Origin of the sequence: Streptomyces sp. NBC_00012 (genome assembly GCF_045040875.1) — a bacterium.
Taxonomy (GTDB): Bacteria; Actinomycetota; Actinomycetes; order Streptomycetales; family Streptomycetaceae; genus Streptomyces.
On sequence record NZ_CP108309.1, the window covers coordinates 2,994,887 to 3,021,157 of the forward strand.

29 protein-coding genes are annotated in these 26,271 nt (G+C 71.5%); 11 read left to right on the plus strand and 18 right to left on the minus strand.

The genetic code is table 11. The annotated features are described in order from the left end of the window. Positions 1–34: 34 nt before the first annotated feature. The 3 genes from OHA19_RS13580 to OHA19_RS13590 all read right to left on the minus strand — a co-directional run bounded on the left by OHA19_RS13580 (position 35) and on the right by OHA19_RS13590 (position 3,816). Positions 35–1,441, minus strand: a complete 1,407-nt coding sequence (locus OHA19_RS13580) for a cellulase family glycosylhydrolase (RefSeq protein WP_405716541.1) — start codon at positions 1,439–1,441, stop codon at positions 35–37. Positions 1,442–1,473: 32 nt separating this feature from the next. Next, positions 1,474–2,439 carry a zinc-binding dehydrogenase gene (locus tag OHA19_RS13585; RefSeq protein ID WP_405716540.1) on the minus strand — a complete coding sequence of 322 codons (966 nt, stop codon included), beginning with the start codon at positions 2,437–2,439 and terminating at the stop codon, positions 1,474–1,476. A gap of 165 nt (positions 2,440–2,604) precedes the next feature. Further along, the gene (locus OHA19_RS13590; RefSeq protein WP_405750350.1) at positions 2,605–3,816 is read right to left on the minus strand and encodes an NADP-dependent malic enzyme; all 1,212 of its coding nucleotides are present in this window, start codon (positions 3,814–3,816) and stop codon (positions 2,605–2,607) included. 521 nt (positions 3,817–4,337) lie between these two features. Between OHA19_RS13590 and OHA19_RS13595 the strand changes: the two genes are divergently transcribed. Genes OHA19_RS13595 through OHA19_RS13605 form a run of 3 tightly spaced genes read left to right on the plus strand, consistent with a single transcriptional unit; the run spans position 4,338 to position 7,032 of the window. Continuing rightward, on the plus strand, positions 4,338–5,288 hold the full coding sequence (locus OHA19_RS13595) for an ABC transporter substrate-binding protein (RefSeq protein ID WP_405716538.1): 951 nt from the start codon (positions 4,338–4,340) through the stop codon (positions 5,286–5,288). A 29-nt stretch (positions 5,289–5,317) separates the two neighbouring features. Next, positions 5,318–6,268 carry an amino acid ABC transporter permease gene (locus OHA19_RS13600; RefSeq protein ID WP_405716537.1) on the plus strand — a complete coding sequence of 317 codons (951 nt, stop codon included), beginning with the start codon at positions 5,318–5,320 and terminating at the stop codon, positions 6,266–6,268. Then, complete coding sequence (locus OHA19_RS13605) at positions 6,265–7,032, plus strand: amino acid ABC transporter ATP-binding protein (RefSeq protein WP_323185731.1); 768 nt, start codon at positions 6,265–6,267, stop codon at positions 7,030–7,032. Before OHA19_RS13600 ends, OHA19_RS13605 begins: the two co-directional genes overlap by 4 nt. 66 nt (positions 7,033–7,098) lie before the next feature. Here the strand turns inward: OHA19_RS13605 and OHA19_RS13610 are convergent, their stop codons facing one another. The 3 genes from OHA19_RS13610 to OHA19_RS13620 form a co-directional block, all read right to left on the minus strand. After that, complete coding sequence (locus OHA19_RS13610) at positions 7,099–7,848, minus strand: hypothetical protein (RefSeq protein ID WP_405716536.1); 750 nt, start codon at positions 7,846–7,848, stop codon at positions 7,099–7,101. Then, entirely contained in the window at positions 7,845–8,333 is a 489-nt protein-coding gene (locus tag OHA19_RS13615) for a SigE family RNA polymerase sigma factor (protein ID WP_405716535.1), read from the minus strand. Before OHA19_RS13615 ends, OHA19_RS13610 begins: the two co-directional genes overlap by 4 nt. A gap of 147 nt (positions 8,334–8,480) precedes the next feature. Then, positions 8,481–9,227 (minus strand): class I SAM-dependent methyltransferase, encoded by a 747-nt coding sequence (locus OHA19_RS13620; RefSeq protein ID WP_405721859.1) that lies wholly within the window; start codon positions 9,225–9,227, stop codon positions 8,481–8,483. A gap of 104 nt (positions 9,228–9,331) precedes the next feature. Here OHA19_RS13620 and OHA19_RS13625 point away from each other — a divergent pair, with 104 nt between their 5' ends. Continuing rightward, complete coding sequence (locus OHA19_RS13625) at positions 9,332–9,961, plus strand: ABATE domain-containing protein (protein WP_124716446.1); 630 nt, start codon at positions 9,332–9,334, stop codon at positions 9,959–9,961. On the opposite strand, the gene sodX is transcribed toward OHA19_RS13625, so the two are convergent. Next, complete coding sequence (gene sodX / locus OHA19_RS13630; protein ID WP_405721857.1) at positions 9,865–10,323, minus strand: nickel-type superoxide dismutase maturation protease; 459 nt, start codon at positions 10,321–10,323, stop codon at positions 9,865–9,867. The two genes, OHA19_RS13625 and sodX, sit on opposite strands and share 97 nt — an antisense overlap. Positions 10,324–10,503: 180 nt before the next feature. Here sodX and sodN point away from each other — a divergent pair, with 180 nt between their 5' ends. Next, positions 10,504–10,899 carry a superoxide dismutase, Ni gene (gene sodN / locus OHA19_RS13635; RefSeq protein ID WP_327369805.1) on the plus strand — a complete coding sequence of 132 codons (396 nt, stop codon included), beginning with the start codon at positions 10,504–10,506 and terminating at the stop codon, positions 10,897–10,899. A 176-nt stretch (positions 10,900–11,075) separates the two neighbouring features. On the opposite strand, the gene OHA19_RS13640 is transcribed toward sodN, so the two are convergent. After that, on the minus strand, positions 11,076–11,387 hold the full coding sequence (locus OHA19_RS13640; RefSeq protein WP_405716533.1) for a GNAT family N-acetyltransferase: 312 nt from the start codon (positions 11,385–11,387) through the stop codon (positions 11,076–11,078). A gap of 61 nt (positions 11,388–11,448) precedes the next feature. Further along, positions 11,449–12,033 (minus strand): helix-turn-helix domain-containing protein, encoded by a 585-nt coding sequence (locus tag OHA19_RS13645; protein WP_405716532.1) that lies wholly within the window; start codon positions 12,031–12,033, stop codon positions 11,449–11,451. A gap of 115 nt (positions 12,034–12,148) precedes the next feature. Here OHA19_RS13645 and OHA19_RS13650 point away from each other — a divergent pair, with 115 nt between their 5' ends. Beyond that, positions 12,149–12,985, plus strand: a complete 837-nt coding sequence (locus OHA19_RS13650) for an EamA family transporter (protein WP_405716531.1) — start codon at positions 12,149–12,151, stop codon at positions 12,983–12,985. A 41-nt stretch (positions 12,986–13,026) separates the two neighbouring features. After that, complete coding sequence (locus OHA19_RS13655; RefSeq protein WP_405716530.1) at positions 13,027–13,734, plus strand: B3/4 domain-containing protein; 708 nt, start codon at positions 13,027–13,029, stop codon at positions 13,732–13,734. Here OHA19_RS13655 and OHA19_RS13660 read toward each other — a convergent pair. Next, positions 13,724–14,446, minus strand: a complete 723-nt coding sequence (locus tag OHA19_RS13660; protein ID WP_405716529.1) for a response regulator — start codon at positions 14,444–14,446, stop codon at positions 13,724–13,726. The two genes, OHA19_RS13655 and OHA19_RS13660, sit on opposite strands and share 11 nt — an antisense overlap. Positions 14,447–14,736: 290 nt before the next feature. On the opposite strand from OHA19_RS13660, the gene OHA19_RS13665 reads away from it, so the two are divergent. Beyond that, entirely contained in the window at positions 14,737–15,216 is a 480-nt protein-coding gene (locus OHA19_RS13665; protein WP_405716528.1) for a VOC family protein, read from the plus strand. A 129-nt stretch (positions 15,217–15,345) separates the two neighbouring features. On the opposite strand, the gene OHA19_RS13670 is transcribed toward OHA19_RS13665, so the two are convergent. Beyond that, complete coding sequence (locus tag OHA19_RS13670; RefSeq protein WP_405716527.1) at positions 15,346–16,854, minus strand: MFS transporter; 1,509 nt, start codon at positions 16,852–16,854, stop codon at positions 15,346–15,348. A 101-nt stretch (positions 16,855–16,955) separates the two neighbouring features. Here OHA19_RS13670 and OHA19_RS13675 point away from each other — a divergent pair, with 101 nt between their 5' ends. Continuing rightward, positions 16,956–17,567: a TetR/AcrR family transcriptional regulator gene (locus tag OHA19_RS13675; protein WP_405716526.1), complete on the plus strand. Its 612-nt coding sequence runs from the start codon at positions 16,956–16,958 to the stop codon at positions 17,565–17,567. 40 nt (positions 17,568–17,607) lie between these two features. On the opposite strand, the gene OHA19_RS13680 is transcribed toward OHA19_RS13675, so the two are convergent. From OHA19_RS13680 to OHA19_RS13705, 6 genes are all read right to left on the minus strand, one after another. Next, a complete protein-coding gene (locus tag OHA19_RS13680; protein ID WP_405716525.1) occupies positions 17,608–18,231 on the minus strand; it encodes a nucleotidyltransferase domain-containing protein in 624 nt (207 codons plus the stop codon). 48 nt (positions 18,232–18,279) lie between these two features. Continuing rightward, entirely contained in the window at positions 18,280–19,206 is a 927-nt protein-coding gene (locus OHA19_RS13685) for an NAD(P)H-binding protein (protein WP_405716524.1), read from the minus strand. Next, a complete protein-coding gene (locus OHA19_RS13690; protein ID WP_405716523.1) occupies positions 19,203–19,562 on the minus strand; it encodes a DUF952 domain-containing protein in 360 nt (119 codons plus the stop codon). The genes OHA19_RS13685 and OHA19_RS13690 overlap by 4 nt, the downstream gene beginning before the upstream one ends. A gap of 9 nt (positions 19,563–19,571) precedes the next feature. Next, positions 19,572–20,987 (minus strand): choice-of-anchor A family protein, encoded by a 1,416-nt coding sequence (locus OHA19_RS13695; protein WP_405716522.1) that lies wholly within the window; start codon positions 20,985–20,987, stop codon positions 19,572–19,574. Positions 20,988–21,107: 120 nt separating this feature from the next. After that, positions 21,108–22,100 carry an NAD-dependent epimerase/dehydratase family protein gene (locus OHA19_RS13700; RefSeq protein ID WP_405721854.1) on the minus strand — a complete coding sequence of 331 codons (993 nt, stop codon included), beginning with the start codon at positions 22,098–22,100 and terminating at the stop codon, positions 21,108–21,110. Between the two features lie 85 nt (positions 22,101–22,185). Continuing rightward, positions 22,186–23,139, minus strand: coding sequence for a LysR family transcriptional regulator (locus OHA19_RS13705; RefSeq protein ID WP_405716521.1), 954 nt, complete (start codon positions 23,137–23,139; stop codon positions 22,186–22,188). Between the two features lie 245 nt (positions 23,140–23,384). Between OHA19_RS13705 and snpA the strand changes: the two genes are divergently transcribed. Next, a complete protein-coding gene (snpA, locus tag OHA19_RS13710; RefSeq protein ID WP_405716520.1) occupies positions 23,385–24,053 on the plus strand; it encodes a snapalysin in 669 nt (222 codons plus the stop codon). Positions 24,054–24,160: 107 nt separating this feature from the next. Here snpA and OHA19_RS13715 read toward each other — a convergent pair whose 3' ends face one another. After that, positions 24,161–25,402 carry an MFS transporter gene (locus OHA19_RS13715; protein WP_405716519.1) on the minus strand — a complete coding sequence of 414 codons (1,242 nt, stop codon included), beginning with the start codon at positions 25,400–25,402 and terminating at the stop codon, positions 24,161–24,163. Between the two features lie 139 nt (positions 25,403–25,541). On the opposite strand from OHA19_RS13715, the gene OHA19_RS13720 reads away from it, so the two are divergent. Further along, positions 25,542–26,258, plus strand: a complete 717-nt coding sequence (locus OHA19_RS13720; protein WP_405716518.1) for a FadR/GntR family transcriptional regulator — start codon at positions 25,542–25,544, stop codon at positions 26,256–26,258. The last annotated feature ends 13 nt before the right edge of the window (positions 26,259–26,271 follow it).

The following is a 26,271-nucleotide window of genomic DNA, read 5'->3' on the forward strand; positions in this document are numbered from 1 at the left end:
GGTGGGGTGTGTCGACGCGTGGCGCGCGGGCCGCTCAGCCGCGCCCCGTCCCGGTCGCCGTCACCGTGACGCGTGCCCCCTTCCGGGCATGGACGCGCACCTCTCCCCCGTGCCGGCGGACCTCGGCGCGGCCGTCCACCGAGACCCGCCACCGCCCGGCGGTCGGCGGCAGCGAGATCTCCGTGGTGCCGCGGCGGCCCGCCGTATAGATGAGCCGGTAGACGCGCGCGCTGTCGTCGTACGTGTCGGAGTGGACGGTTCCGGCGACGGCGGGTGCGTACGGTGTGGCGGTCCGCTCCTTGTTGGCCGCGAAGGCGCCGTTCTCGTCCAGGGCGCAGTAGCCGCCGCCGTAGCACCACACATAGCCCGCCCACCCCGAGCTGTAGCGGCTCAAGGAGGCCATCGCGTCCCGGTAGAAGCGGCCCATCTGCGGGAGCCTGTTGTTCAGCGGGCCCCACTCGCCGACGACGACCGGGATCCGCTGCTGCTTCGGGTACGCGGTGACGGCCGCCTCGTACGACTCGATCCAGCCGGCCGCCGGGTCGTAGTCGGCACCGGCCTCCATCGCGGTGTTGTAGAAGTGCGGGGCGTAGACGGTCCGGTGGTCCCTGATCGCTCCCAGTCCGGTTGGCACGCCCTCGCCGACGATGGGGGTGGGCTCGACGAACAGCCAGTTGTCGCGGTCGGCCGAACGGACCGCACGGGCCAGCCGGTTGTACATCGGGGTGAGCTGCCGGGCCTCGATGCGGCGGGCGGCCGCCGGCAGGTCCTCGCCCTGGCCGAGCTCCCCCATCGGCTCGTTGATCAGGTCGTAGCCGAGGACGGCGGGGTGGCGCCCGAAGCGCTCGGCCACGACCTGCCACATCCGCGCCTGGGCGCGCTGGAGGTCGGCGTCCTCGTAGAGGTGGGTGAAGGCGCGCTGCACGGCGGGCTCGAAGTACTCCGAGAACCAGTCGTCGGGGTGCGGGGTGAAGGGCAGCCCGTCGGTGCGGGTCGCCCAGGCCGGGATGCCGCGGTGGCCGAACGCCGGGCCGAACACGTCCTGGTGGGCGTCGAGCAGCACCTGGATGTCGTACTTGCGCGCCCAGTCCAGGACCCGGTCGATCCGGCGCAGATACTCGGCGCTGTAGTGGCCCCGGCTCGGCTCCAGGTCGTCCCAGAAGAAGAGCAGCCGGGCGAAGTTGAAGCCCTTGGCCCGCAGATCGCGGAAGTGTTTCTCGGTGATGGCGGTCAGTGCCTGGTCACCGCTGTTCGCCTTGTCCTCGACGTTCCAGCCGCGCAGGGTGAGCGTGCGGCCCCCGTCGTCGGTGAGGCGGGGGATGCCGGCCCGTTCCGGTGGCGCGGGGTGTGCGTCGGCGGCGGGGGCGGGGGCCCCCGCCGCGAGCACGAACGAAGTGACGACCGAGGTGAGTACGCTGCCCATCCGCATCCGTATTCGCATGGCGCAGATCAGAGCAGCTCACCCCGCACTCCTCAAGGGCAGGTGAGCACAATCTTTCCGAACTGGTCGCCCGCCGCGAGCCGTTCGAACCCTTCGCGGGCCCGGTCCAGCGGCAGCACCTCGTCGATCACGGGCCGCACACCGGTGGTCGCGCAGAACGCCAGCAGGTCCTCCAGCTCGTCCTTGGAGCCCATGGTCGAGCCGACGACCTTCAGCTCCAGGAAGAAGATCCGGGTCAGCTCTGCGTGCGAGGGCCGGTCGCCGCTGGTCGCGCCGGAGATGACGAGCGTGCCGCCCGGGCGCAGCGACTTCACTGAGTGGGACCAGGTGGCCGCGCCGACCGTCTCGACGACCGCGTCGACGCGCTGCGGCAGCCGCGCGCCCGGCTCGAACGCCTCGATCGCGCCGAGCTCGACGGCACGCTTGCGCTTGGCCTCGTCGCGGCTGGTGGCATAGATCCGCAGGCCGGCCGCCCGGCCGAGCACGATCGCGGCGGTGGCGACACCGCCGCCCGCCCCCTGGACGAGGACCGAGTCGCCGGGGCGCACCCCGGCGTTGGTGAAGAGCATCCGGTACGCGGTGAGCCAGGCGGTCGGCAGGCAGGCGGCCTCCTCGAAGGTGAGCTCCTTCGGCTTGGGCAGCACGTTCCAGCTGGGGACGGTGACCTGCTCGGCGAAGGTGCCCTGGTAGCGCTCGGTGAGGATGGAGCGGGGTTCCTCCGGGCCGACGCCATGACCGGTCTGGCCGATGACGGAGTGCAGGACGACCTCGTTGCCGTCCTGGTCGGTTCCGGCCGCGTCGCAGCCGAGAATCATCGGCAGCTTGTCCTCGGCGAGGCCGACGCCGCGCAGGGACCAGAGGTCGTGGTGGTTGAGGGAGGCTGCCCGGACGTTGACGGTGGTCCAGCCGGGCCGGGCCTCGGGGGCGGGGCGTTCGCCCAGCTCAAGGCCGTTGAGTGGCTGGTCGCGGTCGATGCGGGATGCGTAGGCGGCGAACATGGCCCCGACGATAGGCCGGGGCGGGGCCGGGCGTAACCGGCCGCCTGTGTGACGCGCGCCGCGCGGGGTGGAACCGGCCCCTCCGGCGTTTGAGGAGCGGGGTCGGGGGCGGAGCCGGCCGCAGGCACCCCTTATCCGTGCCCCACTCCGCCCCGCCCCACCGACTCAGCGCCGGGCCACGCCCTCCGCCCGCGCGGCGGCGGCCACCGCGGCCGTCACCGCCGGTGCCACCCGCTCGTCGAACGGCGACGGGATCACGTAGTCCGCCGCGAGCTCGTCGCCCACGACGTCGGCCAGCGCGTTCGCCGCGGCGATCTTCATGCCCTCGGTGATCCGGGAGGCCCGGACCTGGAGTGCGCCCGCGAAGATGCCGGGGAAGGCCAGCACGTTGTTGATCTGGTTCGGGTAGTCCGACCGCCCGGTCGCCACGACGGACGCGTACTTGTGCGCGATGTCGGGGTGGACCTCGGGGTTCGGGTTCGCCATGGCGAAGACGAACGCGCCGGGGGCCATCGAGGCGACGGCCTCCTCGGGGACCGTACCGCCGGAGACGCCGATGAAGACGTCCGCGCCTGCCAGCGCGCTCTCCAGCGGACCGGAGATACCGGCCCGGTTGGTGAGCTCGGCCAGCTCGCGCTTGACCTCCGTGAGGTCCTCGCGGTCCCGGCTCACGATGCCCTTGCGGTCGGCCACGGCGACGTCGCCGAGCCCCGCCCCCAGCAGGAACTTCGCGATGGCCACGCCGGCGGCGCCGGCGCCGGAGATGACGGCGCGCAGGTCGCCGAGGCTCCGGCCGGACAGCTTCGCGGCGTTCCGCAGGGCCGCGAGCGTCACGACTGCGGTGCCGTGCTGGTCGTCGTGGAAGACCGGGATGTCGAGCCGCTCCTGGAGCTTGCGCTCGATCTCGAAGCAGCGCGGCGCCGAGATGTCCTCCAGGTTCACGCCTCCGAAGGACGGCGCGAGCCGGACGACGGTCTCGACGATCTCGTCCGCGTCGGTGGTCGCGAGCGCGATCGGCACCGCGTCGACGCCGCCGAACTGCTTGAAGAGGATCGCCTTGCCCTCCATCACCGGGAGGGACGCCTCGGGTCCGATGTCACCGAGACCGAGAACCGCGGTGCCGTCCGTCACGACGGCGACGACCTGCGATTTCCAGGTGTAGTCGTGGACCAGGTCGGGATTCTCCGCGATGGCGCTGCACACCTTGGCGACGCCGGGCGTGTACGCGAGGGACAGGTCGTCCTTGTCACGGATGGGAACGGTGGCCTGCACGGCCATCTTCCCCCCGCGGTGGAGAGCGAAGGCCGGATCGAACGGCTCATCGGTGGTGCTGTCAGTGGTGCTGTCGCTGCGAGGATTGACGATCTCCGCTGCCATGGTGTTGACCCCTTAAGTCTTCATCGTTTGAGGGTGGCCACTCCTGGTTGAGGAGGGGTGGGCGGGCACCGCGTACGTGCCCCACGTCGGCGGTTGGCCCGCCCCGGCAGGGGGAAATACATACGCGCGGGCGCGCCGCACACGCGCCCTGAGCCCCGGATGAGGGGTGTAAAGGTCTTTCTTACCGGACGAACCGCTTCATGGACGAGTCCATATCGGTTCGGTGACGTGACTCATAGTCGAATATCTGGACAAGTCCGCCAAGCGACAAAAGTGTCCACCAGTCGAGACGCGCCGCAGATCTTCCGGCGCGATGATGGAATCCCCACAGATGGTCCGGCCCTGTGTACCGGCCTCGTGAGGTTCGGGGATCGCCCGTTATCTGATTTTGACACGATCGGCGACCAATTTGAGCCAGTCCGAATGGCAAGATGCCCTAATCCCACAGGGGGGCGACATCCGAAGTCGTGTGTCCATACCGCCTGGTAACACCACCCTCACCTGCCGGAGGCACCCCGATCATGACCGCAAGCACCACTCGTCGCACGGCCGCGAAATCAAGGATCGCAGCGGTTTGCGCCATCGCGGTCGCCGGCACGATGCTGCTGGCCGCCTGCGGCGACCAGACCAAGAACGGCCCGCGGAACAACTCGGCGTCGGCCCAGGCCCCGCTCGCTGATCTCCTGCCCAAGGAGATCAAGGACAAGGGCGTCATCAAGGTCGGTTCAGACATCGCTTACCCGCCGGTCGAATTCAAGGACAAGTCCGGCAACACGGTCGGCATCGACCCCGACATCGGCGCCGCGCTCGGCAAGCAGCTCGGCGTGACCTTCCAGTTCCAGAACGGCACGTTCGACACGCTGATCACCGGGCTGCGCTCCAAGCGCTACGACCTGGCGATGTCGTCGATGACCGACACCAAGGACCGCCAGCAGGGCATCGACTCCGAGACGAAGAAGAAGGTCGGCGAGGGCGTCGATTTCGTCGACTACTTCAACGCCGGCGTCTCGATCTACACCCGGAAGGGCGATGACCAGGGAATCTCGTCCTGGGCCGATCTCTGCGGCAAGAAGATCGCCGTCCAGCGCGGCACCGTCTCGCACGACCTCGCCAAGACCGAGTCGAAGAAGTGCCCGGCAGGCAAGTCGATCGCGATCGAGACCTTCGACAACGATCTGGAGGCCCAGACCCGGCTGCGCAGCGGTGGCGCCGACGCCGGCTCCTCCGACTTCCCGGTGGCCGCGTACGCGGTGAAGACCTCGGGCGGCGGCAGGGACTTCCAGATCGTCGGCGAGCAGGTCGAGGCCGCCCCGTACGGCATCGCCGTCGCCAAGGGCAACGACCAGCTGACCAAGGCCGTCCAGGCGGCCCTGAACGCGATCATCAAGAACGGCGAGTACGACAAGATCATCTCGAAGTGGGGCGTGGAGGCCGGCGCGGTCACCGAAGCCAAGCTGAACGGCGGATCCTGAGCAGGCACCGGCGCTGAAAGGTTCTTCCTGTGACTGACATCAAGAAGACGGGCCTGGCCGACCAGCCGCCCATACCCCCCACTCCGTCCTTCGGACCCGAGGCGATCAGGGCCATTCCGGTCCGGCACTACGGCCGGTACGTCTCGGCCGTCGTCGCCATCGCGGCATTCGCCGCGATCGTCTACGCCTTCAGCCAGGGCAAGATCAACTGGGGTGCGGTCCCTGACTACTTCTTCGACGACCGCATCCTCAAGGGTGTCACCCAGACCCTGCTGCTGACCGCCCTGTCCATGGTCATCGGCATCGTCGGCGGCATCCTGCTGGCCGTGATGCGGCTGTCGAGGAACCCGGTGACCTCGTCGATCGCCTGGTTCTACATCTGGTTCTTCCGCGGCACCCCGGTCCTGGTCCAGCTGTTCGTCTGGTTCAACCTGGGCCTGGTCTTCGAGTACATCAACCTGATGCCGATCTACAAGGACTACTGGTCGAGCTTCATGACGCCGCTGCTGACGGCGCTGCTCGGCCTGGGTCTGAACGAGGCGGCCTACATGGCCGAGATCTGCCGTGCGGGGCTGCTCTCGGTCGACGAGGGCCAGACGGAGGCGTCGCACGCGCTGGGCATGAGCCACGGCAAGACCCTGCGCCGCGTCGTGATCCCGCAGGCGATGCGGGTGATCGTGCCGCCGACGGGCAACGAAGTGATCAACATGCTCAAGACGACGTCGCTGGTGGCGGCCGTGCAGTTCTACGAGCTGTTCAAGTACGCCCAGGACATCGGGCAGGGGTCCGGAGCCCCGGTCGAGATGTACTTCCTGGCCGCGGCCTGGTATTTGATCATGACCTCGGTGCTGAGCATCGGCCAGTACTACCTGGAGCGGTACTACGCGCGCGGTTCGAGCCGCAACCTGCCGCCCACCCCGTTCCAGAAGGTCAGGGCCAACCTCCTGTCCATCGGCCGCCCGAAGGGGGGCATGGCATGACCGCCACCGCCATGGTGAAGGCCGAGGGCGTCCACAAGTCCTTCGGCGCCGCGCACATCCTCAAGGGCATCGACCTGGAGGTCGCGCCCCGGGAGGTCTTCTGCCTGATCGGCCCGTCCGGTTCCGGCAAGTCGACGTTCCTGAGGTGCATCAACCACCTGGAGCAGATCAACGCCGGCCGGCTGTACGTCGACGGCGAGCTGGTGGGCTACCGCCAGAAGGGCGACAAGCTCTACGAGCTCAAGGACAGCGAGGTCGCGCTGAAGCGCCGGGACATCGGCATGGTCTTCCAGCGCTTCAACCTCTTCCCGCACATGACGGCGATCGAGAACGTCATGGAGGCCCCCGTCCAGGTCAGGCGCGAGTCCAAGGCCGTCGCGAGGGCCCGGGCCGAGCGGCTGCTGGACCGGGTCGGCCTCGGCGACAAGGCGAAGAACTACCCCTCCCAACTCTCCGGCGGACAGCAGCAGCGGGTGGCCATCGCCCGGGCCCTGGCCATGGAGCCGAAGCTGATGCTCTTCGACGAGCCGACGTCGGCGCTCGACCCGGAGCTGGTGGGAGACGTCCTGGACGTCATGCGCGGTCTCGCGGAGGACGGCATGACGATGGTCGTCGTGACCCATGAGATGGGCTTCGCCCGCGAGGTCGGCGACGCGCTGGTCTTCATGGACGACGGCGTGGTGGTCGAGTCCGGCCACCCGCGCGACGTGCTGACCAACCCGCAGCACGACCGGACGAAGTCGTTCCTGTCGAAGGTGCTGTAGCAGCAGAGGGAGGGGCGGTACGGAGCCGAGAGTTCCGTACCGCCCCTCCTCCGCGCCCGCCGTCCCCTACTTCTTCGGCAGCATCTCCGGGCTGAGCAGCAGCTCCCGCAGCTGGGCGCGGGTCAGCGGCGGCGTCTTCAGGAGCGGGCCCTGCGCCCGCTCGCCCTTGAAACCGGTGCTGTCACGGACGGCCAGCACCCCGCCGCCCTTCAGGGTGAGCCGGCCGACCAGTTCCTTCCCCCACTGCGGAGTGACCCCGTAGTTCATCGGGTCGCTCCAGGTCGTCAGCACCCGTCCGTCCGGCAGCTCCTCGTTCACGCAGTCCGGCATGCCCGGCATCCCCTGGGCGGGCTTGCACGGGTCGTCCCCCCCACCGGGGTTGCCGGTGTTCATGTAGCCGATGACGAGATAGCCGACACCGCCGTCCTTGCGTACGGAGAAGTGCCCGTCCAGCGGCCCCTGGAGGTGCGGCATCTCCCGCTCGGAGGTGTCCCCGTCGCGGATGACGGACAGCGAGACCTGATCGATGTCCCCGACGCCCTCGGGCAGCACCTTCGCCAGCTGCTTCGCCCGGCCGCCGTTCCCGACCAGCTCGACCGGCGCCGCCACGGTGGTCTCCTGCGTGTCGCCCTTCGGTGCCAGGTTCGGCACGACGACGGCTCCGGCCGCGACCGCGGCGACCGCCGCGACCGAGACGGTGACCCGGCGCCGCAGCCGTACCCGGGCGGCCCCGGCGTACACCGTCCGGGTGGTGGTGGCCGGCTGTCCCGCGTCGTCCGCGGCCCGCCCCAGCAGCTCGTGCACGTCGTTGCTCATACCAATTCCTCCGCCATCTCGGCGCGCAGCGCCGCCAACCCCCGAGCCGCGTGGCTCTTGACCGTGTTCTCCCGCATCCCGAGCAGTCCGGCCGTGGCCTCGACGCTCAGGTCCTCCCAGTAGCGCAGGACCAGTACGGCCCGCTGCCGGTCCGTGAGCCGGGCGAGTGCCGCCCGCACCGCCAGGCCGGTGTCCGTGTCCGGCGCCAGGTCGGCGCGGTCGGGCAGTTCGCCGTAGGACTGTTCGCGCCGCCAGAACCTGCGGCGGGATGCGATGAAGGTGTTGATCAGCGTCTTGCGCGCGTACGCCTCGATGTCGTCGAGCCGTCCGTACCGCCGCCCCCCGAGCACCACCTTGACCAGCGTCGCCTGGACCAGGTCATCGGCCTCGTGCCGGTCGCCGCAGAGCAGATACGCGCTGCGGAACAGCGCGGTACGTCTGCCTTCGACGAAGGCGTGCAGCGCGGCATCGTCTTCGATCCGCATCGTCGGCGCCCCTCTCCGGGTCCGCGGGTGCGGACCGTCTCACCCTTCCAGTGCGGTGGGGTGCACGGCGGGTTGCAGCAGACACCGGGAAATGGATCACGGGCGGTACGACCCGAGGCCGTACCGCCCGTCCCTTCCCGTACGCCGCTACTTCACGGCGAGCACCAGGGTGTCCGAGGGCGAGGCCCAGACGGTCCGCGCCTCCCCGAATCCCGCCTCGCGCAGGGTGTCGATGTGCCACCGCACGGGGGGCATGTCACCGTCCGCGTGCTCGCCGTAGATCTCGTACCGCTCGGCGGTCGGCCCGGCGAGGACCGGGTCCTTGGCGGCCAGCGCCCACCAGTCGGCCCAGTCGAGCGCGCCCGCGGCCCTGGCACGGTCCATGGCGGCGTGCCGGTGGGCACGTTCGGCCGCGTTGATCCGGGGCGTCGCGGTGTCGATCATGTGGTCCGCGTTCATGAACACCCCGCCGTCCCGGACGAGCCCGCCGATGTGCCCGTAGAGCGCGGCGAGCGGTTCGGTGTGCAGCCAGTGCAGGGCGGTCGCGGTGAGGACGGCGTCGTACGAGTCGTACGGCAACCGCCCGGCCCAGTCCGGGTCCTTGAGGTCGGCGGTGACGAAGCTGACGCGCTCGTCGCCGTCGAAGTGGCCACGTGCGATGGCGAGCAGCGCCGGATCGAGATCCACGCCGGTACTGGTGGCTTCCGGGAACCGCTTGAGCAGCCGGTCCGTAATACTTCCCGTACCGCATGCGAGATCCAGCACCCTCGGCCGCGGTCCCACCAGGGCCTCGACCATGTCCAGCATCACCCGGAACCGCTCCTCGCGGTCGGGCATGTACCACTCCTGCTGCCGGTCCCAGCTCTCCTGCCAGGCCCGCCAGTCCGTACCCATCGATGTCTCAGCCACCAGGAACCTCCATGTAATACCCTGGACCTTAAAAGGCCCATTACATCGTTCGCCGCACCGACCATAGACCGACGCCGTAAGGACTACAAGTGGAACTGGCCTATTACTCGGATTACGCCGTCCGTCTGGTCAACACCGAGGAGCCGGCCCGCAACAAGGACTCCCTCACCTCCGTGGAGGCGGTCCGCGAGCTGTTCGGCGCCAACGGCCAGGCGGCCCGGCGGGCGACCGACGCGGACGTGACCCGCTTCAGGTCGGTACGGGCACGGCTGCGCTCGGTCTTCGAGGCGGCCGACGGCGGGGACGAGACACTCGCCGTCGACCTGCTCAACTCACTGCTGCTGGAGTTCCCGGTCAGCCCGCAGATCTCCGGCCACGAGACCCGGGACGAGGACGGAAAGCCGGACTGGCACATGCATCTGGCCGACCATCCGTCCAACGCGACGGCCGGGTACGCCGCCATCGCGGCGATGGGCCTCGCCTTCCACCTCACCTCGTACGGGGTCGACCGGCTCGGCCTGTGCGAGGCAGCGCCGTGCCGCAACGCCTACCTCGACACGTCCACCAACCGTTCCCGCCGCTACTGCTCGGACCGCTGCGCGACCCGCGCCAATGTGGCCGCCTACCGGGCCCGCAAGCGCCTGGAGACGGAACGGGCGGCCGACACCGGCCGCAGCGCGGAGACCGCCCAGGTCACCACACCCCGCACCGACCGCTGATCCTTCTTCAGCGGCCGGTAGCGCGCCCGGACCCTGGCCAGTACGAACTCCTCGGGCACCGTCCCGTAGTCCGTGCTGTCCCCGCCCGCGAAGGTGTTGTCGGCCAGCACCCACCAGCCGCCCCGGCGGCGCTCGGCGGCCCGCTTGACGACCAGCAGGTCCTGCTGGAACGGATGCCGCAGGATCACCACGTCCCCGGGGCGCACCACCGCCCCGTACTGCACCAGCAGCCAGTCGCCGTGATGGAGCGTGGGCACCATCGACGGCCCGGTCACCTCCACCACCTGGAACGGCACACGCGCCGCCAGCCCCCGCCCGGGCTGTTCCTGCGTCAGCTCAGGCACCTCCGGCACCTCCCGCATCTCTCCGGCACCTCCCCGGTCCGTCCAGTACACCGTCCCGTACAGCGTTCCGTACATTCGGCCACTGGTCTCATACTCGCCCTGGACTTTTGGCCTAAGCCCATGGGGGCACCCACGGAAACACGTCTCTCACGGAGTAATGTCCCACCTGAGAAGACGATCACGAGGAAGGACAGCTCAATGCTTTCCCGCCTGTTTGCCCCCAAGGTGAAGGTCAGCGCCCACTGCGACCTGCCCTGCGGCGTGTACGACCCGGCCCAGGCCCGCATCGAGGCGGAGTCCGTCAAGGCCGTCCAGGAGAAGTACCAGGCCAACGAGGACCCGCACTTCCGGGCCCGCGCGGTGGTCATCAAGGAGCAGCGCGCCGAGCTCGCCAAGCACCACGTCTCGGTGCTCTGGAGCGACTACTTCAAGCCCCCGCACTTCGAGAAGTACCCGGAGCTGCACCAGCTGGTCAACGACGCCCTGAAGGCGCTGTCGGCCGCGAAGGCCTCCACGGACCCGGCGACGGGCCAGAAGGCGCTGGACTACATCGCCGAGATCGACAAGATCTTCTGGGAGACGAAGAAGGCCTGACCCCCGGTCAGGCTTCCTCGACCGGCGATCCCTCCGACCGCCGGTCTCCCCGCCCGCACCCGGCCCGCAGGCCGCCGAACACGGCGTCCTTGGCGGTCCGGGTGCGGGTTTCTTTGCGTGGAGGCGAGTGGGCGTTGCTGCTTCGATGGCCGCGCCGCAGGGTGCGCCCGAAGAACTCAGGTCACGACCTCGCCGACCTGAGCCGAGTGCCGGGAACCGTCGGCCTCCGGCCGGCCGGTCCTGACGGTGAGCCCGCAGTACCCGATGAAGTCGCCCACATCGCGACGGACGACGGCCAGCAGAGCGATGCCTGTCCGTGCCGACGCGACGCGCTCGTCCTCGATCATCCGGCGGTCGCGCTCGATCGACGGCATGCCGTCGCCCCGTTCGGCGACGAGCCCGCGATGGGCGCCGATGTCGGACTCGGTCCACGGACGCAACGTCAGCCGGGCGGTTTCGAGTTGGCACGACATCGGCGGATACGGCACGGCGGCAGTCTATCGACGCCGCCCTCGGCGGTCCGGGTGCGGGCTTCTTCGTGTCTGCCGGTCAGGTCGCGGCGGCAGGGCCCGGCGGCAGGTGGACCGTCATGATCAGGTGGCAGGTCCCGGTGCCGGAGCCGCGGTACGTGTGCGGGGAGTCGCCGTCGAAGGTGGCGGTCTGTCCGGCCTCGACGGGGTGCTCGACGCCGTCGACCACCAGGGTCATCCTGCCGGAGGTGACGCTGATGGTTTCGGTGACTCCGGCCTGGTGAGGGTGGCTGGGGTACTCCTCGCCGGGCTCCAGTCGCCAGCGCCAGATCTCCACCGGGGCCGGGCCCGAGGTCGTGAGCATGAGCCGGGCCTCGCCGCCCTGCGGTCCGGTCCACAGGGGGGCGACGGCTTCGGCGGCCACGACGCGGACGCGGCCCTCGGACGGTCCCTGCATCAGGGCTGAGACCGAGATGCCGAGGGTGTCGGCCAGCCGGACCAGGGTGGCCAGGTTGGGGTTGCCCTGGGCCTTCTCCAGCGCCACCAGGGCCCCCTTGCTGACCTGGGCGCGCCGACCGAGTTCGTCCAGGGACAGGCCCGCGCGGGTGCGGGCCGCCCTGACGTTGTACGCGACCGTCCGCAGGGCTGCGGCCGTCTCGGCCATCTGATCTCCATCCTCGCCACGGACTACTGCAATGAACCGTGCGGTCGTTTGGTTGACAACGACCGGTCGATCCGTTGTACGGTTCGGTCGTTCCAATAATGGTAAGGGATGTGCTGTGATCGCTCTGCTGCTGGCTCTGGGCAGCTCACTCGCATACGGGTGCGCCGACTTCCTCGGCGGCCTCGGTGCCCGCAAGGCCCATGTCCTGCGTACCGTGATGATCGCTGCCCCGGCCTCGCTCGCGGTCGAGCTGATGCTGTGGCCGGTGCTCGGGGCCTCGTTCAGCGTCGGCGCCCTCGGCTGGGGTGCCGCGTCGGGGGTCGTCTCCGCCGCCGCGTTCGCCCTTCTCTACCGCACCCTGGCGATCGGCCCGATGAACGTGCTCTCGCCGGTGACCGCACTGGTCTCCGCCGCGCTGCCCGTCGGGGTGGGCCTGCTCCAGGGCGAGCACCTGGGCGTCGCCGGACTGATGGGCCTGCCGCTCGCGCTGTTCGCGGTGGTACTGGTCAGCGCCGGGCACGGCGCCGGGTCGGCGCGCCCGTCCCGTACCGCGCTGCTGCTGGCCCTGGGCGCGGGCGCCGCCATAGCCCTCCAGCTGATCTTCCTGCACCAGGCGCCCTCCGACAGCGGTGTGGCGCCGCTGATCGTCGGCCGGGCGGTCTCCTCCGCCGTCACCCTGGCCGCCGCCGGGCTGATGTATCGCAGGCTCGGCTCCGAGCGGCCCGCCTACGCGATGTCGGCCGCCGCGGGCGTCCTGGACTCGATGGCGAACCTGATGTTCCTGCTCGCCGCCCGCAGCGGGGACCTGACCGTCGTCGCCGTGATCACCGCCCTCTACCCGGCCGGCACGGTCCTGCTCGCCCGCGGTGTGCTCGCCGAGCGCATCCACCGAGGCCAGCTCGTCGGGCTGGGCACCGCCGCCGTCGCCGTCGGCCTCCTCGCCCTGACCTGACCCCGACGCACCCGCGTACCCGAGAAACGGAAATTCCGCTCATGCCCGCCTTCCGCATCGCCCCCGCCGTCATTGACGCCTTCCCCGACACGCTCATCGCCCTGGTCACCGTCACCGGCCTGCGCGGCCGCGAACCCTGGCCCGACACCGACGCCGCCCTGGCGGACCTGGAGCAACGGCTCGCCGACGGTGTCTGGCAGCCCGCCGACGAGGCCGACCCGCGCATCGAGGCGTGGCACACCGCCTACCGCTCCTTCGGCACCAACCCGCGCCGCGTCCGGCCCAGCGTCGACGCGCTCGGCCGCCGGTTCGCGAAGCGGGGGACCCTGCCGCGTATCAACCCGGCCGTCGACTCGTACAACGCCGTCTCCGTCCGTCACGGTCTGCCCGCCGGCGCCTTCGACCTGGACCACGTCACCGGCGACGTCGACATCCGGTACGCGGACGGCGGCGAGGAGTTCACCCCGCTCGGGGAGCCCGACGCCGTCGAGAATCCCAAGCCCGGCGAGATCGTCTACACGGATGCCACCGGCGTCCTGACCCGGCACTGGAACCACCGCGACGCCCACCGCACCCGGGTCACCGAGGACTCCGCCCGCGTCGTCCTCGTACTCGAAACCCTCCGCGCCACCCACGACGGCGACCTCGTCAGGACCGCGGCGGAGGAGCTGCGGAGCCTGCTCGCGCCGCACTGCGGACAGACCGCCGTGCAGTACCTCGGGCCGGCTGACCCCAAGGTCACGCTCTGAGACCGTCACGTCTCCGGGCGTCGACCAGCCCGGTCTCGTAGGCGACGATGACCAGTTGGGCGCGGTCGCGCGCCCGGAGCTTGGCGAGCGGGCGGCCGATGTGTGTCTTGACCGTGGCCGGGCTCAGATGGAGGTGCTGCGCGATCTCCGTGTTGGACAGGCCGCGCGCGATCAGGCCCAGCACTTCCAGTTCCCGGTCCGTGACTCCGTCCAGTGAACGGGCCGGTGGACGGCCCGGCTCCGGGCGGCGGGCGAATTCCGCGATCAGGCGGCTCGTCACCGAGGGCGCGAGCAGCGACTCCCCCGCGGCGACGACTCCGATGGCGGTGAGGACCTCGGCCGGCGGGGTGTCCTTCAGGAGGAAGCCGGTGGCGCCGGCGCGCAGTGCGGCATAGACGTACTCGTCCAGGTCGAAGGTGGTCAGGACGAGGACACGGACCCGGGACGTGGCGGGGTCCGAGCAGATGCGGCGGGTGGCCTCGATGCCGTCGAGTTCCGGCATGCGTATGTCCATCAGCACCACGTCCGGCCGTTCGCGGCGGGCCAGCTCGACGGCTTCCGCGCCGGTCGCCGCCTCACCCACCGCCGTCATGCCGGGCGTGTGATCGACCAGTACGCCCGGCGGTGCCCGCCCGCTCCACCGGCAGCGCGACGCGCAGCCGGGCGCCGATGGCGGTCGTCGGGGGCCCATGGGGGCGGTTCGGTTCGTCATACCCCGACGATGCCGTCCCTCCCCCGGCCGGGGCATCGGACCAGGGCCCGGACCTCGGGGTCGGGCCTGGGTATGATCCGCGCGCCGGCCACGCCGTTCAGCCGTTTCGATGCGCGGTGCAGCCGTGTCGCCGAGGCGATTTCGAGCCATTCACAGGGACGATATGAAGTCGGCTGACACCTGCCCCCGTTGGGTCACCTCCCATACAGCGATGAGTTTTCGGGACGGGTTCAGTCGATATGGGTGGACCTGCGCAGGCGACGGGGCTGCGTACTTGAGGGGAGACAGCGATGACCACCGAGGGCTTCACCACATGTCTGTGGTTCGACGGACAGGCCGAGGAGGCGGCGGAGTACTACGTCTCGGTCTTCAAGAACTCCCGCCTCGGGGCGATCGGCCGCTACAACGAGGCGGGGCCGGGGCCCGCCGGATCGGTGATGGCGGTCGAGTTCGAACTCAACGGCCAGAAGTTCGTGGGGGTGAACGGCGGTCCGGAGTTCACGTTCGACGAGGCCATCTCGTTCCAGATCCCCTGCGCGGACCAGGCCGAGGTGGACTACCACTGGGGCGCTCTCACCGACGGGGGCGAGGAGGGGCCCTGCGGCTGGCTGAAGGACAGGTACGGCGTCTCCTGGCAGGTCGTGCCGGAGGTGCTGCTGGGGCTGGTCACCGACCCGGACGGGGCGAAGGCCGCCAGGACCACCAGGGCGATGATGACCATGAAGAAGCTGGACATCGCCGCGCTGCGGAAGGCCCACGACGGGGGCTGACACACGTCGAGGACCGGGAGCGGCGACGCCGGGCAGGAGGGTCCGTCGGATCCCGGTCGAGGACCGGGAGCGGCGACGCCGGGCAAGAGGGTCCCTCGGATCCCCCGCCCGGCATCGCCGCACTCCCCCTCACCGCCGCGCTTCGCTACTCATCCGCCGCGGCCCGAGGAAGGCGCCCGTGAGCAGCGCCCCGGCCAGTACCAGTGCCGAGTTGACCAGGATCGCGACCGAGACCCCCGAGAGAACGCCCTCGGGGCCGGTGTCGCCGAGTGCGGACATCCGGGCGGTGGCGACCGCGCTCATGACCGGGATGCCCATGGTGATGCCGACCTGCTGCGTCATGGTGGCGAGGCCGGTGGCCAGGCCCTGTTCCTCGTCGGGGAGGCCGGAGGTCGCGGTGACCATGAAGCCGACGATCATCAGCATGTTGCCGATGCCGCCGACGAAGGTGGCCGCCAGCAGCAGCGCGATCCAGCCCCCCGACGTTCCGAGCGCCACCAGGGAGAGGGTGGCGACGGCCTGGACGGCCCCGCCGGTGACGATGGTCGTACGGTTCCCGAACCGGCCGACGGCGCGGCCGCCGAGGGTGCCGCCGATCACGGTGCCGATGCCCAGGACACCGAAGGCGAGACCGGTGGCGAGCGGTGAGTAGCCGAGGACTTCCTGCAGGTAGAGGGTGAGCAGGAAGACCAGCGAGGTCTCGGTGACGAAGGCGATCAGACCGGCGGTGTTGCCCCAGATGACGCTGCGCCTCTTCAGGACGTGTACGGGGACCAGCGGTGCCGCGGCCTTCTTCTCGACGGCCCGGAAGGCGATGAGGAGGGCGAGCCCGACGAGGAGTGCGGCCAGGGTGGCGGGCCGGGTCCAGCCGGACTCGCCGGCCTGCGTCAGCCCGTAGACGAGCAGGAGCAGACCGCCGGTCACGGTCACGGCGCCCGGGACGTCGAGCCGGGGGCGCACGGCGGGCCGCGAGTCGGTGATGACGGCCGGTGCCAGGGCGACCACCAGGGCGGCCACCGGCACGTTGATGAAGAACGCCCAGCGCCAGGAGAGCAGATCGGTGAGCAGGCCGCCGAGGATGGCCCCGGCGGTGAATCCGGCGGACATCAGCGCCCCGTTGAGCCCCAGGGCGCGCTCGCGCAGCGGCCCCTCCTTGAAGGCGGTGGTCAGCAGGGCGAGCCCGGCCGGGGTGACGGCCGCCGTGGCGAGCCCCTGCAACACCCTTGCCACGAGCAGCACTTCGGGTGAGGTGGCGAGCCCGCCGAGGGCGGAGGAGAGGCCGAGGACGACCATGCCCGCGAGGAACAGCCTCTTGCGGCCGACGAGGTCGGCGATGCGACCGAAGAGCAGTGTGAAGCCGGCGGCGGCGAGCGCGAACGCGGTGGCGATCCACTGGAGACGGGAGAGGGAGAAACCGAGCCCCTCGCCGACGACCGGCAGCGCCACGTTCAGGATCGAGAAGTCCACGGCGATCATGAACTGGGCGCCGAGGAGGAGCGCGAGGACGAGCTTCTGGCGTCCGGTCATCCGGGTTCCGGACGAGGAGGCGGCGGGAGCGGCGGCGCCGGCCGGGGCGGATGGGGTTGGAGTGGCGGGCGAGGCCGAGGGGGCGGGCGAGGCCGGGCTGGGTGCGGACATGATGAGACTCCTCCACGAAGAGATTTTAACAGGACTAGAGTTCCGTTAAGATGGAGTCACCGTAGCAGGGAAAGGGTTACTAATGGAACTGGAGACCCGTTATGGCTTCTGAGGGTGTGGAGCCCGGCAGCGTCCGGCCCGGGGGCCGTACCGCCCGGGTCCGGGAATCGGTCCTGCGGGCGGCGGGCGACGCCCTGGCCGAGCACGGCTTCGACCGGCTGGACCTCGCCGATGTCGCGCGCCGGGCGGAGGTCGGCAAGACGACCGTCTACCGGCGCTGGTCCACCCCCACCGGCCTGATCGCGGACCTGCTCGACGACATGGCCGAGCAGTCCTCACCCCGTACGGCCACGGGTTCGCTGGCCGAGGATCTCCGGGCCAACGCCCGGCTGGTGGTCAGGACCCTCTCGGACCCGCGGCAGGGGGCGCTCTTCAGGTCCGTGATCGCCGCGGCCACCTGCGATCCGCGCACCGCCGAGGCGCTGCACCGGTTCTACGCGATCCGGATCAAGGAGTGGTCCGGCTGCGTCACCGAGGCCGTCGAGCGCGGGGAGCTGCCCGCGGGCACGGACGCGGACGAGGTGATCCGCGCCGTGTCGGCGCCGCTCTACTACCGGCTGCTGGCCAGCGGCGACCCCCTCGACGAGGCGGCGGCGGACCGGGCCGCCGGAGCCGCCGAGGCGGCGGCCCGGGCGGGCGCGTACGTGGGCTGAGGGCCGGCCGCCCGTCCCGGTGGCGGCGCCCCGCGCCCCGTCAGCCCGCCGGGCGGGCCCGCAACCGCGCCGCCCACGGATGCCCGGCGCCCTCGGCCAGGGCGATGGCCCCGGTCAGCCAGGCACGCTGGTCCGCGTCGAGCACCGGCAGCGCCTCCGCGAAGTCCTGCTCGTCCTTGGGGCGCGGGGAGCCGGCCTTGTACAGCAGCTGCACCTCGGGGCGGAGGTACGGAACACCGCCCTCAAAGACCCCTCCGAGCCGGTCGACCGGCAGCCGGACCCGGGGGTCACGGCGGAACAGCCAGTCGCCGTCCTCCGTGTCGTCGAGCATGAGCTGGACGCGCCAGGGCTCGGCGCGGCCGGGGCGGCACCAGATGTCGTGCACGTGCGGCGGCAGGATCTCGCCCGGGAGCCACGGGCGCAGGGTGCCGGGCGGGTCCGCGGCCCACCACTCCCAGCCCGCCAGGAGCCGCTGGGCGGCGAGCTGGTCGCGGCGGAGCAGCAGTACGTCGACGTCGGCGTGGTCCCGGAAGGCGTGGCCCACGGCGAGTTCGACCGCGTATCCCCCGGCGATCCACCAGGGGACACACAGCGGCGCGAAGAGGCGGGCGGCCTCGTCCGGCGGGGGCGGATCCCAGGGGCCCCACGGAGTCTCCGTACGCATGGCCGCAGGTCCCTTTCCCTCCACGACCTCACCCGCCGCGGGGCGGGGTCAGTCCGTCGCCAGCAGATGCCGGTAGCTGTCCGGATGCTCCCGCAGGAACGCGGCCAGGCTCGTCGCCGGATGCCCGGTGAGCTCCGGCACGGCGTCCGAGACCGTGGCCATCTCGCCGGTGGCGATGGCCTCGTACGACGTCACCCAGCCGGCCACCTCCCAGTCCTCGGCACCGTACTGCGTCCGGGACGCGTAGGCCTCCTCCCGGGTCTCCGGCAGGTAGGTGACGGTCCGGCCGGTGTACCTGCTCAACTCCTCGGCCGCCTCGGCGAGGGTGAACGCCTCGGGGCCCGTGAGGTCGTACGTCACCCCGTCGTGGCGGGTGTCGGCGTGCTCGGTGTCGGCCAGCAGTACGGCGGCCGCGGCGTCCGCGATGTCGTCGTGCGCCACCGCCGCCACCCGGCCGTCGCCACCGGGGCCGCGCAGCACCCCGTCGGCACCGGTCATGGCCGGGATCCCGGCGAGGTACAGGCTGTCGCGCAGGAACGTGTGGCGGACATCGGCGGCCCTGATGTGCGCCTCGGTGTGCCAGTGGTCCCGGGCGAAGGTGAACGTGGCGTCCGGCGCCGCGCCCAGGAAGGAGACGTACACGATGCGTTCGACGCCCACGGCGACCGCCGCGTCCACGGCCGTCGTGTGCTCGCGCACCCGGTACGGGCTCTCGTGCGCCGAGACGAGGAACAGCGTGTGCGCCCCGGCCAGGGCGCGGCGCATCGCCTCGCCGTCGCCGTACGGGGCGGGCGGCGCGGCCACGGTGCCGGGCAGTTCGGGCAGCCGGGACGGGTCGCGTCCGAGGAGCCGCACGGGCACGCCGGCCCGCGCCAGGCGCCGTGCGACCCGGCCGCCGATGGCTCCGCCCGCGCCGGTGACGGCGACGATGGGGGCGTCCGGGTTCTCCGGGCCGGTGGGTGGTGGGTTGTTCATGCGGGGTCGCCTTCCTTGCGCAGCCAGGGGCGCACCTCCACGACCGCGTCCACCGGGACGGGGCCGTAGATGTGCGGGAACTCCTCGCCGCCGGGCGCGACGGCCTCGTACCGTACGGGCGCCGGGAGCCGATCGGGATCGATGACGAGGACCACGAGTTCCTGGTCGCCGGTCCCGGCCCCGCTCCTGGCGCCGTACAGCATCTCGGCCACGCCGGGGAGTTGGTGCGGCAGCGAGCAGTGGATGAAGCCCTCTTCGTGCAGGGTGCGGCCGCGGGTGGACATCTCGTACGTCCCGATCCCGCGGGCCGCCTCCCACAGGGGACCTTCGGTGAGGTGCAGCAGCAGTTCGGCCATGGGCCAAAACTAGCCGCGTCGGCGCGCCCTGCGGGCCACCAGCGTGGCCGCCGATCCGGCCGCGAGCAGAGCGGCGGCGATACCGCCGAGAATCCATTCACCGCCGCGCGCGCCCGTGTGCGGGAGCTCGCCTCCGGGATGGGGCTTGTGCGGCCAGCCGCCGGGCTCGTCCGGACCGTCGGGCTTGTGCGGCCAGGTGTGGCTGGGTACGGGCTTCGGTCCGGGGGTGTGGGTCGGTCCGGGGGTGTGGGTCGGTCCGGGGGTGTGGGTCGGGGTGTGGGTGTCCGTCGGGGTCGGCGTGGGCGTGTCCGTCGGGGTCGGCGTGGGCGTGGGCGTGTCCGTCGGCGTCGGGGTCGGCTCCTCGCCGTAGGTCGGCAGATCGCCGTCGAAGGGGTAGGCGTGCAGCTCCTGGCCGCCCGACTCGCCCGCCGAGGTGTGGGTCAGCGAACCGGCGGTGCAGAAACGGCCGTTGGTGCCGCTCATGTCCAGGGTGGCGGTACTGGACTGCCGGCCGACCAGCACGCTGCCCTGGAACTGGCCGGTGCCGTGCAGCCCGACCTCGGTGGCGTCCGGGAAGTTCCACAGCAGGCGCTCGCGGAGTCCGGCCTGCGGCAGCGAGCCCATGTATGTGCTGATGCTGCGGGCGCTGCCGTAGACGTTGACCAGGACGGTCGCGCCGTCCGGGATCGCATTGAAGGTGATGCCCTGCTGGCCGCCCTGGGCCGTGGCCATGTCGGCGTCGAGGGCGAAGACCTGGAGGGCCGAGGTGCCGTCACCGGTGAAGACGGTCTCGGAACCGGTGTTCACCACGGTGCCCGTGACGGGACGGCGGTGGTCCTGGTTGTCGTCGTACGCGTAGCAGTGGCTGGCCGCGCTCAGCTGGTCGCGCAGCGCCGTGTACGGGTCCGTGGCGTCCGGGTCGCGCAGCGGGGCCGGGATCACCGTTCCGCTGACGGTCCGGGCGTACTTGACCACACCGACGTTCGTCCCCTCCTCGGCGAGCAGCCGCTGCCCGTCCGCGACGGACAGGGGTCCGCCGACGGTCAGGTAGTCGGAGCCGTCGGGCGGCGGCACCCGGGAGCCCACGCCGGCCACGCCGACGTTGTAGATCTGCGAGGCGCCCGCGCGCTTGTTCACGTCGAACCGCCCGAGGGTGACGATCTTCCCCTCGGCCTCGGCGGCGGCCTCCCGGACCAGGAAGTCGCCGCCGACGAAGATATTGATGTTGCTGTCGTGGTGGGTGACGGGCCCGTTGTTCGGATCGAGCCAGGTCGTCGGGCAGTCGCTGCCCAGACACGGACCGAGCCCGCCGGGCAGCGGGTCGGCGAGAGCGACGGACGCCGTCGCCCCCACGATTGCCGCGGCCGCCGCCGTGGCCACCGCCGCCCGGATACCGTTGTCGCGCGTACGCGCATGTGTTGCCATAAAGGGCAATATGCAGCTTTACCTACGAAACGATAGGAATGCCACGCCCGGACCAACCCCGATGGACCCCCGGCACCCGAGGGCGCACCCGGGCGGCGCGTCACGGCCCCTGGCGGTGTGTCAGGCCCCTTCCGCCAGCAGTTGGGCCTCCACGTCCGGATCCAGGCCGACCGCGGGCCGGTCCGGCCGCTGCGGAGCCACCCCGCCCAGCTCCTCCAGCCATTTCCAGGTGTCGGCGACCGTCTCCTCGACCGGGCGGCAGCGCAGGCCGGTCGCGTACGCCCTGCTGACGTCGGCCCCGTGGATCGCTTCGTACAGCTCGCCCGGCGGCAGCCAGACCGGCAGATCGGTCCATGGCTCCACACCTGCCGCGAGGATCCGCTCCGCGGGTGTCCAGCGCAGTTCCGCGTCGGAGCCGGTGACATGTACGCAGGCGTCCAGCAGCTGACCCATGGTGGCGTGCCCCGTCCGGCCGACCAGGTCGTACGGCCCGCGCAGACCGCTGTCGGCCGCGTCCAGCAGCCAGTTCGCGAGGTCGCGGGCGTCGATGTACTGAAGCCTCAGGTCCGGTGTGCCCGGGGCCAGTACGGGTCCGCCGCGGGCGATCCGCAGCAGCCACCAGGGCAGCCTGCCGATGTTCTCCCAGGGGCCCAGGATCAGCCCCGCGCGGGCGAACAGGGCCCGGTCGCCGAAGGCGTCGAGCACCGCCAGCTCGCCGCCGCGCTTGGCCAGCGGGTACGGGACGTCCCCGCCCGCGTCGGGCGAGGCACCGGCCACCAACGGGGCCTCGGGCAGACCGGCCGGTGCCGGATGCTCGTACACGGAGCGGCTGGAGACGTACGCGTACCGGGCGGCCCGGTCCGCCAGCAGACGGGCGGCGTCCCGTACGGCCGAGGGGGCGCCGCTCCAGGTGTCGACCACCAGGTCCCAGGTGTACCCGTCGCCGTCGCCCGCGAGGGCGGCGAGTCCGTCCTCGGCGGTGCGGTCACCGAGGAGCTCCGCCACGCCCGGCGGGGGCGCGTGCCGGCCGCGGTGGAACACCGTGACCTCCCAGCCCCGCGCCAGCGCCGCCTCGGTGACGGCGCGCCCCACGAATTCCGTACCGCCCAGCATCAGAAGCCTCATGTGCCCGACTCTGCCCGCCGGGCGGCGCGCTGGGAACCGGTCCTCGCTCTCGGCGGAATCGGGAACCGGGCCGTCACGGCGTGCGGGCGAGCGGGCTGCGGTTGCGCAGCAGCCACTGGTGATACCCGGCCGCACGTCGGGCCGCCTCCCGGTAGGCCGCCTCCAGTTCCCCGTACACCGCCCCCATGTCGGCGCCCGGCCGGGACACCAGCAGCAGCCGTACGGCGAGCGGGTCGTCGCGCAGCGGGCGGATCGCCATGTCGTCGCGCGGTCCGGAGGTGGGCTGACAGGGGGCGACCGCCTCGCCGAGCACGACGAGGGAAGCGGCGGTGAGGTAGTCGCCGTGCAGGACGGTCGGCGCGAGCCCGGCCTCGCCGAACACCCGGCGCAGCCCGTCCCATTCGCCGTCCACCGTGGGATCGACCATCCACCGGTCGCCGGCCAGATCGACGAGGTCGACCACGGGCCGGGCGGCGGCCGGGTGATCCCTGGCCATGGAGATGAACTGCGGTTCGCGGTCCAGGAGCACGCGCTGTTCCAGACCATCGGGAACGGCCAGCGGGCAGCCCTCGACCTCGTGGACGAAGGCGACGTCGAGCGCGCCCGACGCGATGTCGCGCAGCAGTGCGCGGGCCGATACGTCGACCCGCAGCGAGATGTCCGTGCCGGGCAGCCGGAGCCGCAGCCTGCGCAGCCAGCCGCCGATGACGCGGCTCGCGGTGCAGCCGATGCGCAGCCGCGGCCCTGAGGCACGGATCACGTCGGCCTCCGCCTTCGCGTCGCTGACCAGGGCGGTCATCCCGTCGACCAGGGGGCGGGCCCGGCTGAGGACGGCGCGGCCGAGCAACGTCGGGCTGCAGCCGGTCCGTTCGCGACTGAACAGCTCGGCGCCCAGGGTGTTCTCGATCCGGCGCAGCTGGGTGGTCAGGGAGGGCTGGCTCACGCCCAGTCGGCGGGCGGCTTGATGCAGGCTGCCCGTGTCCGCGATGGCGCAGAGCGCCCTGAGGTGTCTCACCTCAAGCTCCATACGGTCGAGCGTAGGGCTGCGGGCGACTGTCGCACCAGACTCCCCAATCGCCTCAAAAACCTTTAATTCACCTGGAGTTGGGGAATGCTTCGACGGCAGTACCGGTGGTGGCGATAGGGCGGTGTTATCGACGGTTGACATCATCCGCCCGGGCTTCCGCTCCCCGACACTCTCTCCGTACCGCACCCGTCCGAGTCCGATCATCGGACGGGTTCATCGGACCGGTAACCGGTAGGAGACCCCCCATGAAGCACCCCAGGACCGTCATGTCGGCCGTGGTCGGCCTCGGCTTCGGCCTCGCGGCCGCGCTCGGCACCGCCCCCGCCATCGCCGCTTCCTCGGCCCCCGCCGACACCGTCTCGCAGGCCCGGGCGGACTACACCGCCTACGCCGGGTCGCACGAGAACGCCGCCGCGAACAAGGCGTTCTTCGAGGCGGTCGCCAAGTCCGTGGCGAAGAAGCGTGCGGCGAACCCCGGCGCCCAGTCGGTCACCGTCGTCTACAGCACGGCCAACGCGCCCAGTTTCCGTACCCAGATAGCCAACAGCGCGCAGATCTGGAACAGCTCCGTCTCCAGCGTCCGGCTGCAGGAAGGCTCGAACGCCGACTTCACCTACTACGAGGGCAATGACTCCAGGGGCTCGTACGCGAGCACCGACGGGCACGGCAACGGGTACATCTTCCTGGACTACGCGCAGAACCAGCAGTACGACTCGACCCGCGTCACCGCGCACGAGACGGGGCATGTGCTCGGCCTTCCGGACCACTACTCGGGTCCGTGCAGCGAGCTGATGTCGGGCGGCGGCCCCGGCACGTCCTGCACCAACCCGTACCCCAACACGAGTGAGCGCAGCCAGGTCAACTACCTCTGGCAGAACGGCTTCGCGGCCGGACTCGCGCGCAGCGCCTCCTGACCCCCGCGGTCCGGACGCACCACACCGATGGGGCCGCCCCGTAGGACGGGGTGGCCCCTTCGGGGCGGCTTACGGCCTCCGGGCCGGCCCACCGATCCTTGTGGGTCCTACCGGCCTTCGGGTTCGGTACGGGGCAGGGTCTGGGTCAGGCGGAGTCCGACGAGCAGTTGGAGGGCGGCGAGCGCGAGCAGTACGGCCAGGGGCAGCGTCCAGTCGCCGGTGGCCGAGCGCAGCAGCCCGATGCCCATGGGGCCCACCGAGGCGAGAAGATAGCCGGTGCTCTGCGAGAAGGTGGACAGCGCCGCGGTCTCCTGCGCGCTCCGGCCGCTCGCCCCGATGACGGCCAGGACCAGCGGGAACGCCCCCAGTCCGAAGCCGGTCAGCACCGCCCAGAGGACGGGCAGGGCCAACGGGGCGCAGAGCAGGCCGAGATATCCGGCCGACAGCGCGACGCCGACCATGACGAACGCCGACCGCAGCCGCGCCGCCGTCCTGGTGAGCGGCATCAGGACGAAGGTCGAGGGAACGCCCACGATCAGCGCCAGCCCCAGCATGACCCCGGCCCGGTCGGAGCTCATCCCGTGGTCGGACAGGACGGTCGGCAGCCAGCCGATGACCACGTAGCTGTTGAGGGACTGCAGGGCGAAGAACGCGGTCACCAGCAGCCCGAAGCGGGTGCGCCCGGCGCTCCGGGCCGAGACCGCGCCACGGTCCGCACGCCATGCCGCAGCCCGCCAGGAGCCCGACCGCAGCCCCCACACGGCCAGGGCTAGCACGGCGGGCAGGGCCCAGGCCGCCAGCCCCGACGAGGGCTTCCCCGCCAGGTCGGCGACGGGGACCGCCGCGGCCGCCGCGACGGCCGAGCCGAGCGCCATCGCGGTGGTGTACACCCCGGTCATCAGGGCGACCCGGGCGGGGAAGTGCGTCTTGACCACCGCGGGCAGCAGAACGTTGCACAGGGCCAGCCCCGCCGCACCCAGCAGGGTGCCGGCCAGCAACGCCCCGGTCCGGGGCACCGCGCGCACGGCGAGCCCGGCGGACAGCACCACCAGCGCCAGCAGGACGGCACGCTCGGTGCCCACGCGCCGGGCCAGCATGGCACTGGTCGCGCCGACCGCCGCGAAGCACAGCGTCGGCAGCGCCGGGACCATGGATGCGACGAACGGCCCGAACCCCAGCTCGGCCCGGAGCTGTTCCAGCAGCGCGGACGTACTGCTGATGCCCAGCCGCAGATTGAGGGCGATCAGGACGATGCCGGTGGCGGTCAGCCAGGTCGCGGCGGCACGGGACATCAGCCGGGCGGAGGCCGGACGGGGGGTGGCGTTCGGGGGGCGGCGGGTGAGCAGCATGGCAGAAACATAAAACGTCTGACCTTTAACGTCCAACCTTTAAAGGTACGATTGCCTCCGTACCCGCTCAGCAGGCCGCTCGACTGCCGCCGGACCCGCTCGCCCGGCCGGACCCGCCCACCACCAGGAAGGACCATCCGTGGCTCTCCCCTCCGTCCGCCGCTCGGTGCTGGTCGACGACGTCATCCAGCGACTGCGCGACGAGATCACCTCGGGAAGATGGCCGGTGGGGGCCCGCATCCCGACCGAGACGGCACTCATCGAAGAGCTCGGGATCGCCCGCGGGACGCTCCGCGAGGCGACTCGCGCACTCATCCACGCGGGGCTTCTGCAGGCACGGCAGGGCGACGGCACCTATGTGCGCGCCACCAGCGAGCTGTCCGGCGCCATCCAGCGCCTCGGCAGCGAGCTGGGCGAGGTCCTGGAGGTCCGCCAGGGGCTGGACGCCCAGGCCGCCCGTCTGGCCGCCGCCCGCATCACCCCCGAAGGGCTGGACGGTCTCGACGCGCTGCTGACCCGGCGCGCCACCGCCTGGCGGCAGCGCGACCGGGAGGCATGGATCGAGGCCGATCACGGCTTCCACCAGGCGGTCGCCGCCGGTGGCGGCAACAGCCTGCTGAACGACCTCTACGCCGCCCTCGGTCCGGCCCTGCGCCGTTCCGTGGCGGCCCACTGGGCGGACCACGGCTTCGACGGCGCGGACCCCCGCGGGCACGAGGACCTCCTCGACGCACTGCGCGCCGGCGACGCCGATCGCGCGGCTCTCAGCGCCACTTCCAACATCGACGCCACCGGCGACTGGCACGCCACCACGCCGCCCTCCCGGCCCGGCTCCTCTCTGCCCGGACCGGGCTGAGCGGGGCCGGCGC

Bases quoted from the DNA above. Each gene is read 5' to 3' on its own strand.
- OHA19_RS13580 (WP_405716541.1), bottom strand. From the start codon at position 1,441: ATGCGAATACGGATGCGGATGGGCAGCGTACTCACCTCGGTCGTCACT.
- OHA19_RS13585 (WP_405716540.1), bottom strand. From the start codon at position 2,439: ATGTTCGCCGCCTACGCATCCCGCATCGACCGCGACCAGCCACTCAAC.
- OHA19_RS13590 (WP_405750350.1), bottom strand. From the start codon at position 3,816: ATGGCAGCGGAGATCGTCAATCCTCGCAGCGACAGCACCACTGACAGC.
- OHA19_RS13595 (WP_405716538.1), top strand. From the start codon at position 4,338: ATGACCGCAAGCACCACTCGTCGCACGGCCGCGAAATCAAGGATCGCA.
- OHA19_RS13605 (WP_323185731.1), top strand. From the start codon at position 6,265: ATGACCGCCACCGCCATGGTGAAGGCCGAGGGCGTCCACAAGTCCTTC.
- OHA19_RS13610 (WP_405716536.1), bottom strand. From the start codon at position 7,848: ATGAGCAACGACGTGCACGAGCTGCTGGGGCGGGCCGCGGACGACGCG.
- OHA19_RS13615 (WP_405716535.1), bottom strand. From the start codon at position 8,333: ATGCGGATCGAAGACGATGCCGCGCTGCACGCCTTCGTCGAAGGCAGA.
- OHA19_RS13620 (WP_405721859.1), bottom strand. From the start codon at position 9,227: ATGGGTACGGACTGGCGGGCCTGGCAGGAGAGCTGGGACCGGCAGCAG.
- sodX (WP_405721857.1), bottom strand. From the start codon at position 10,323: ATGCGGGAGGTGCCGGAGGTGCCTGAGCTGACGCAGGAACAGCCCGGG.
- sodN (WP_327369805.1), top strand. From the start codon at position 10,504: ATGCTTTCCCGCCTGTTTGCCCCCAAGGTGAAGGTCAGCGCCCACTGC.
- OHA19_RS13645 (WP_405716532.1), bottom strand. From the start codon at position 12,033: ATGGCCGAGACGGCCGCAGCCCTGCGGACGGTCGCGTACAACGTCAGG.
- OHA19_RS13655 (WP_405716530.1), top strand. From the start codon at position 13,027: ATGCCCGCCTTCCGCATCGCCCCCGCCGTCATTGACGCCTTCCCCGAC.
- OHA19_RS13660 (WP_405716529.1), bottom strand. From the start codon at position 14,446: ATGACGAACCGAACCGCCCCCATGGGCCCCCGACGACCGCCATCGGCG.
- OHA19_RS13665 (WP_405716528.1), top strand. From the start codon at position 14,737: ATGACCACCGAGGGCTTCACCACATGTCTGTGGTTCGACGGACAGGCC.
- OHA19_RS13670 (WP_405716527.1), bottom strand. From the start codon at position 16,854: ATGTCCGCACCCAGCCCGGCCTCGCCCGCCCCCTCGGCCTCGCCCGCC.
- OHA19_RS13675 (WP_405716526.1), top strand. From the start codon at position 16,956: ATGGCTTCTGAGGGTGTGGAGCCCGGCAGCGTCCGGCCCGGGGGCCGT.
- OHA19_RS13680 (WP_405716525.1), bottom strand. From the start codon at position 18,231: ATGCGTACGGAGACTCCGTGGGGCCCCTGGGATCCGCCCCCGCCGGAC.
- OHA19_RS13685 (WP_405716524.1), bottom strand. From the start codon at position 19,206: ATGAACAACCCACCACCCACCGGCCCGGAGAACCCGGACGCCCCCATC.
- OHA19_RS13690 (WP_405716523.1), bottom strand. From the start codon at position 19,562: ATGGCCGAACTGCTGCTGCACCTCACCGAAGGTCCCCTGTGGGAGGCG.
- OHA19_RS13695 (WP_405716522.1), bottom strand. From the start codon at position 20,987: ATGGCAACACATGCGCGTACGCGCGACAACGGTATCCGGGCGGCGGTG.
- OHA19_RS13700 (WP_405721854.1), bottom strand. From the start codon at position 22,100: ATGCTGGGCGGTACGGAATTCGTGGGGCGCGCCGTCACCGAGGCGGCG.
- OHA19_RS13705 (WP_405716521.1), bottom strand. From the start codon at position 23,139: ATGGAGCTTGAGGTGAGACACCTCAGGGCGCTCTGCGCCATCGCGGAC.
- snpA (WP_405716520.1), top strand. From the start codon at position 23,385: ATGAAGCACCCCAGGACCGTCATGTCGGCCGTGGTCGGCCTCGGCTTC.
- OHA19_RS13715 (WP_405716519.1), bottom strand. From the start codon at position 25,402: ATGCTGCTCACCCGCCGCCCCCCGAACGCCACCCCCCGTCCGGCCTCC.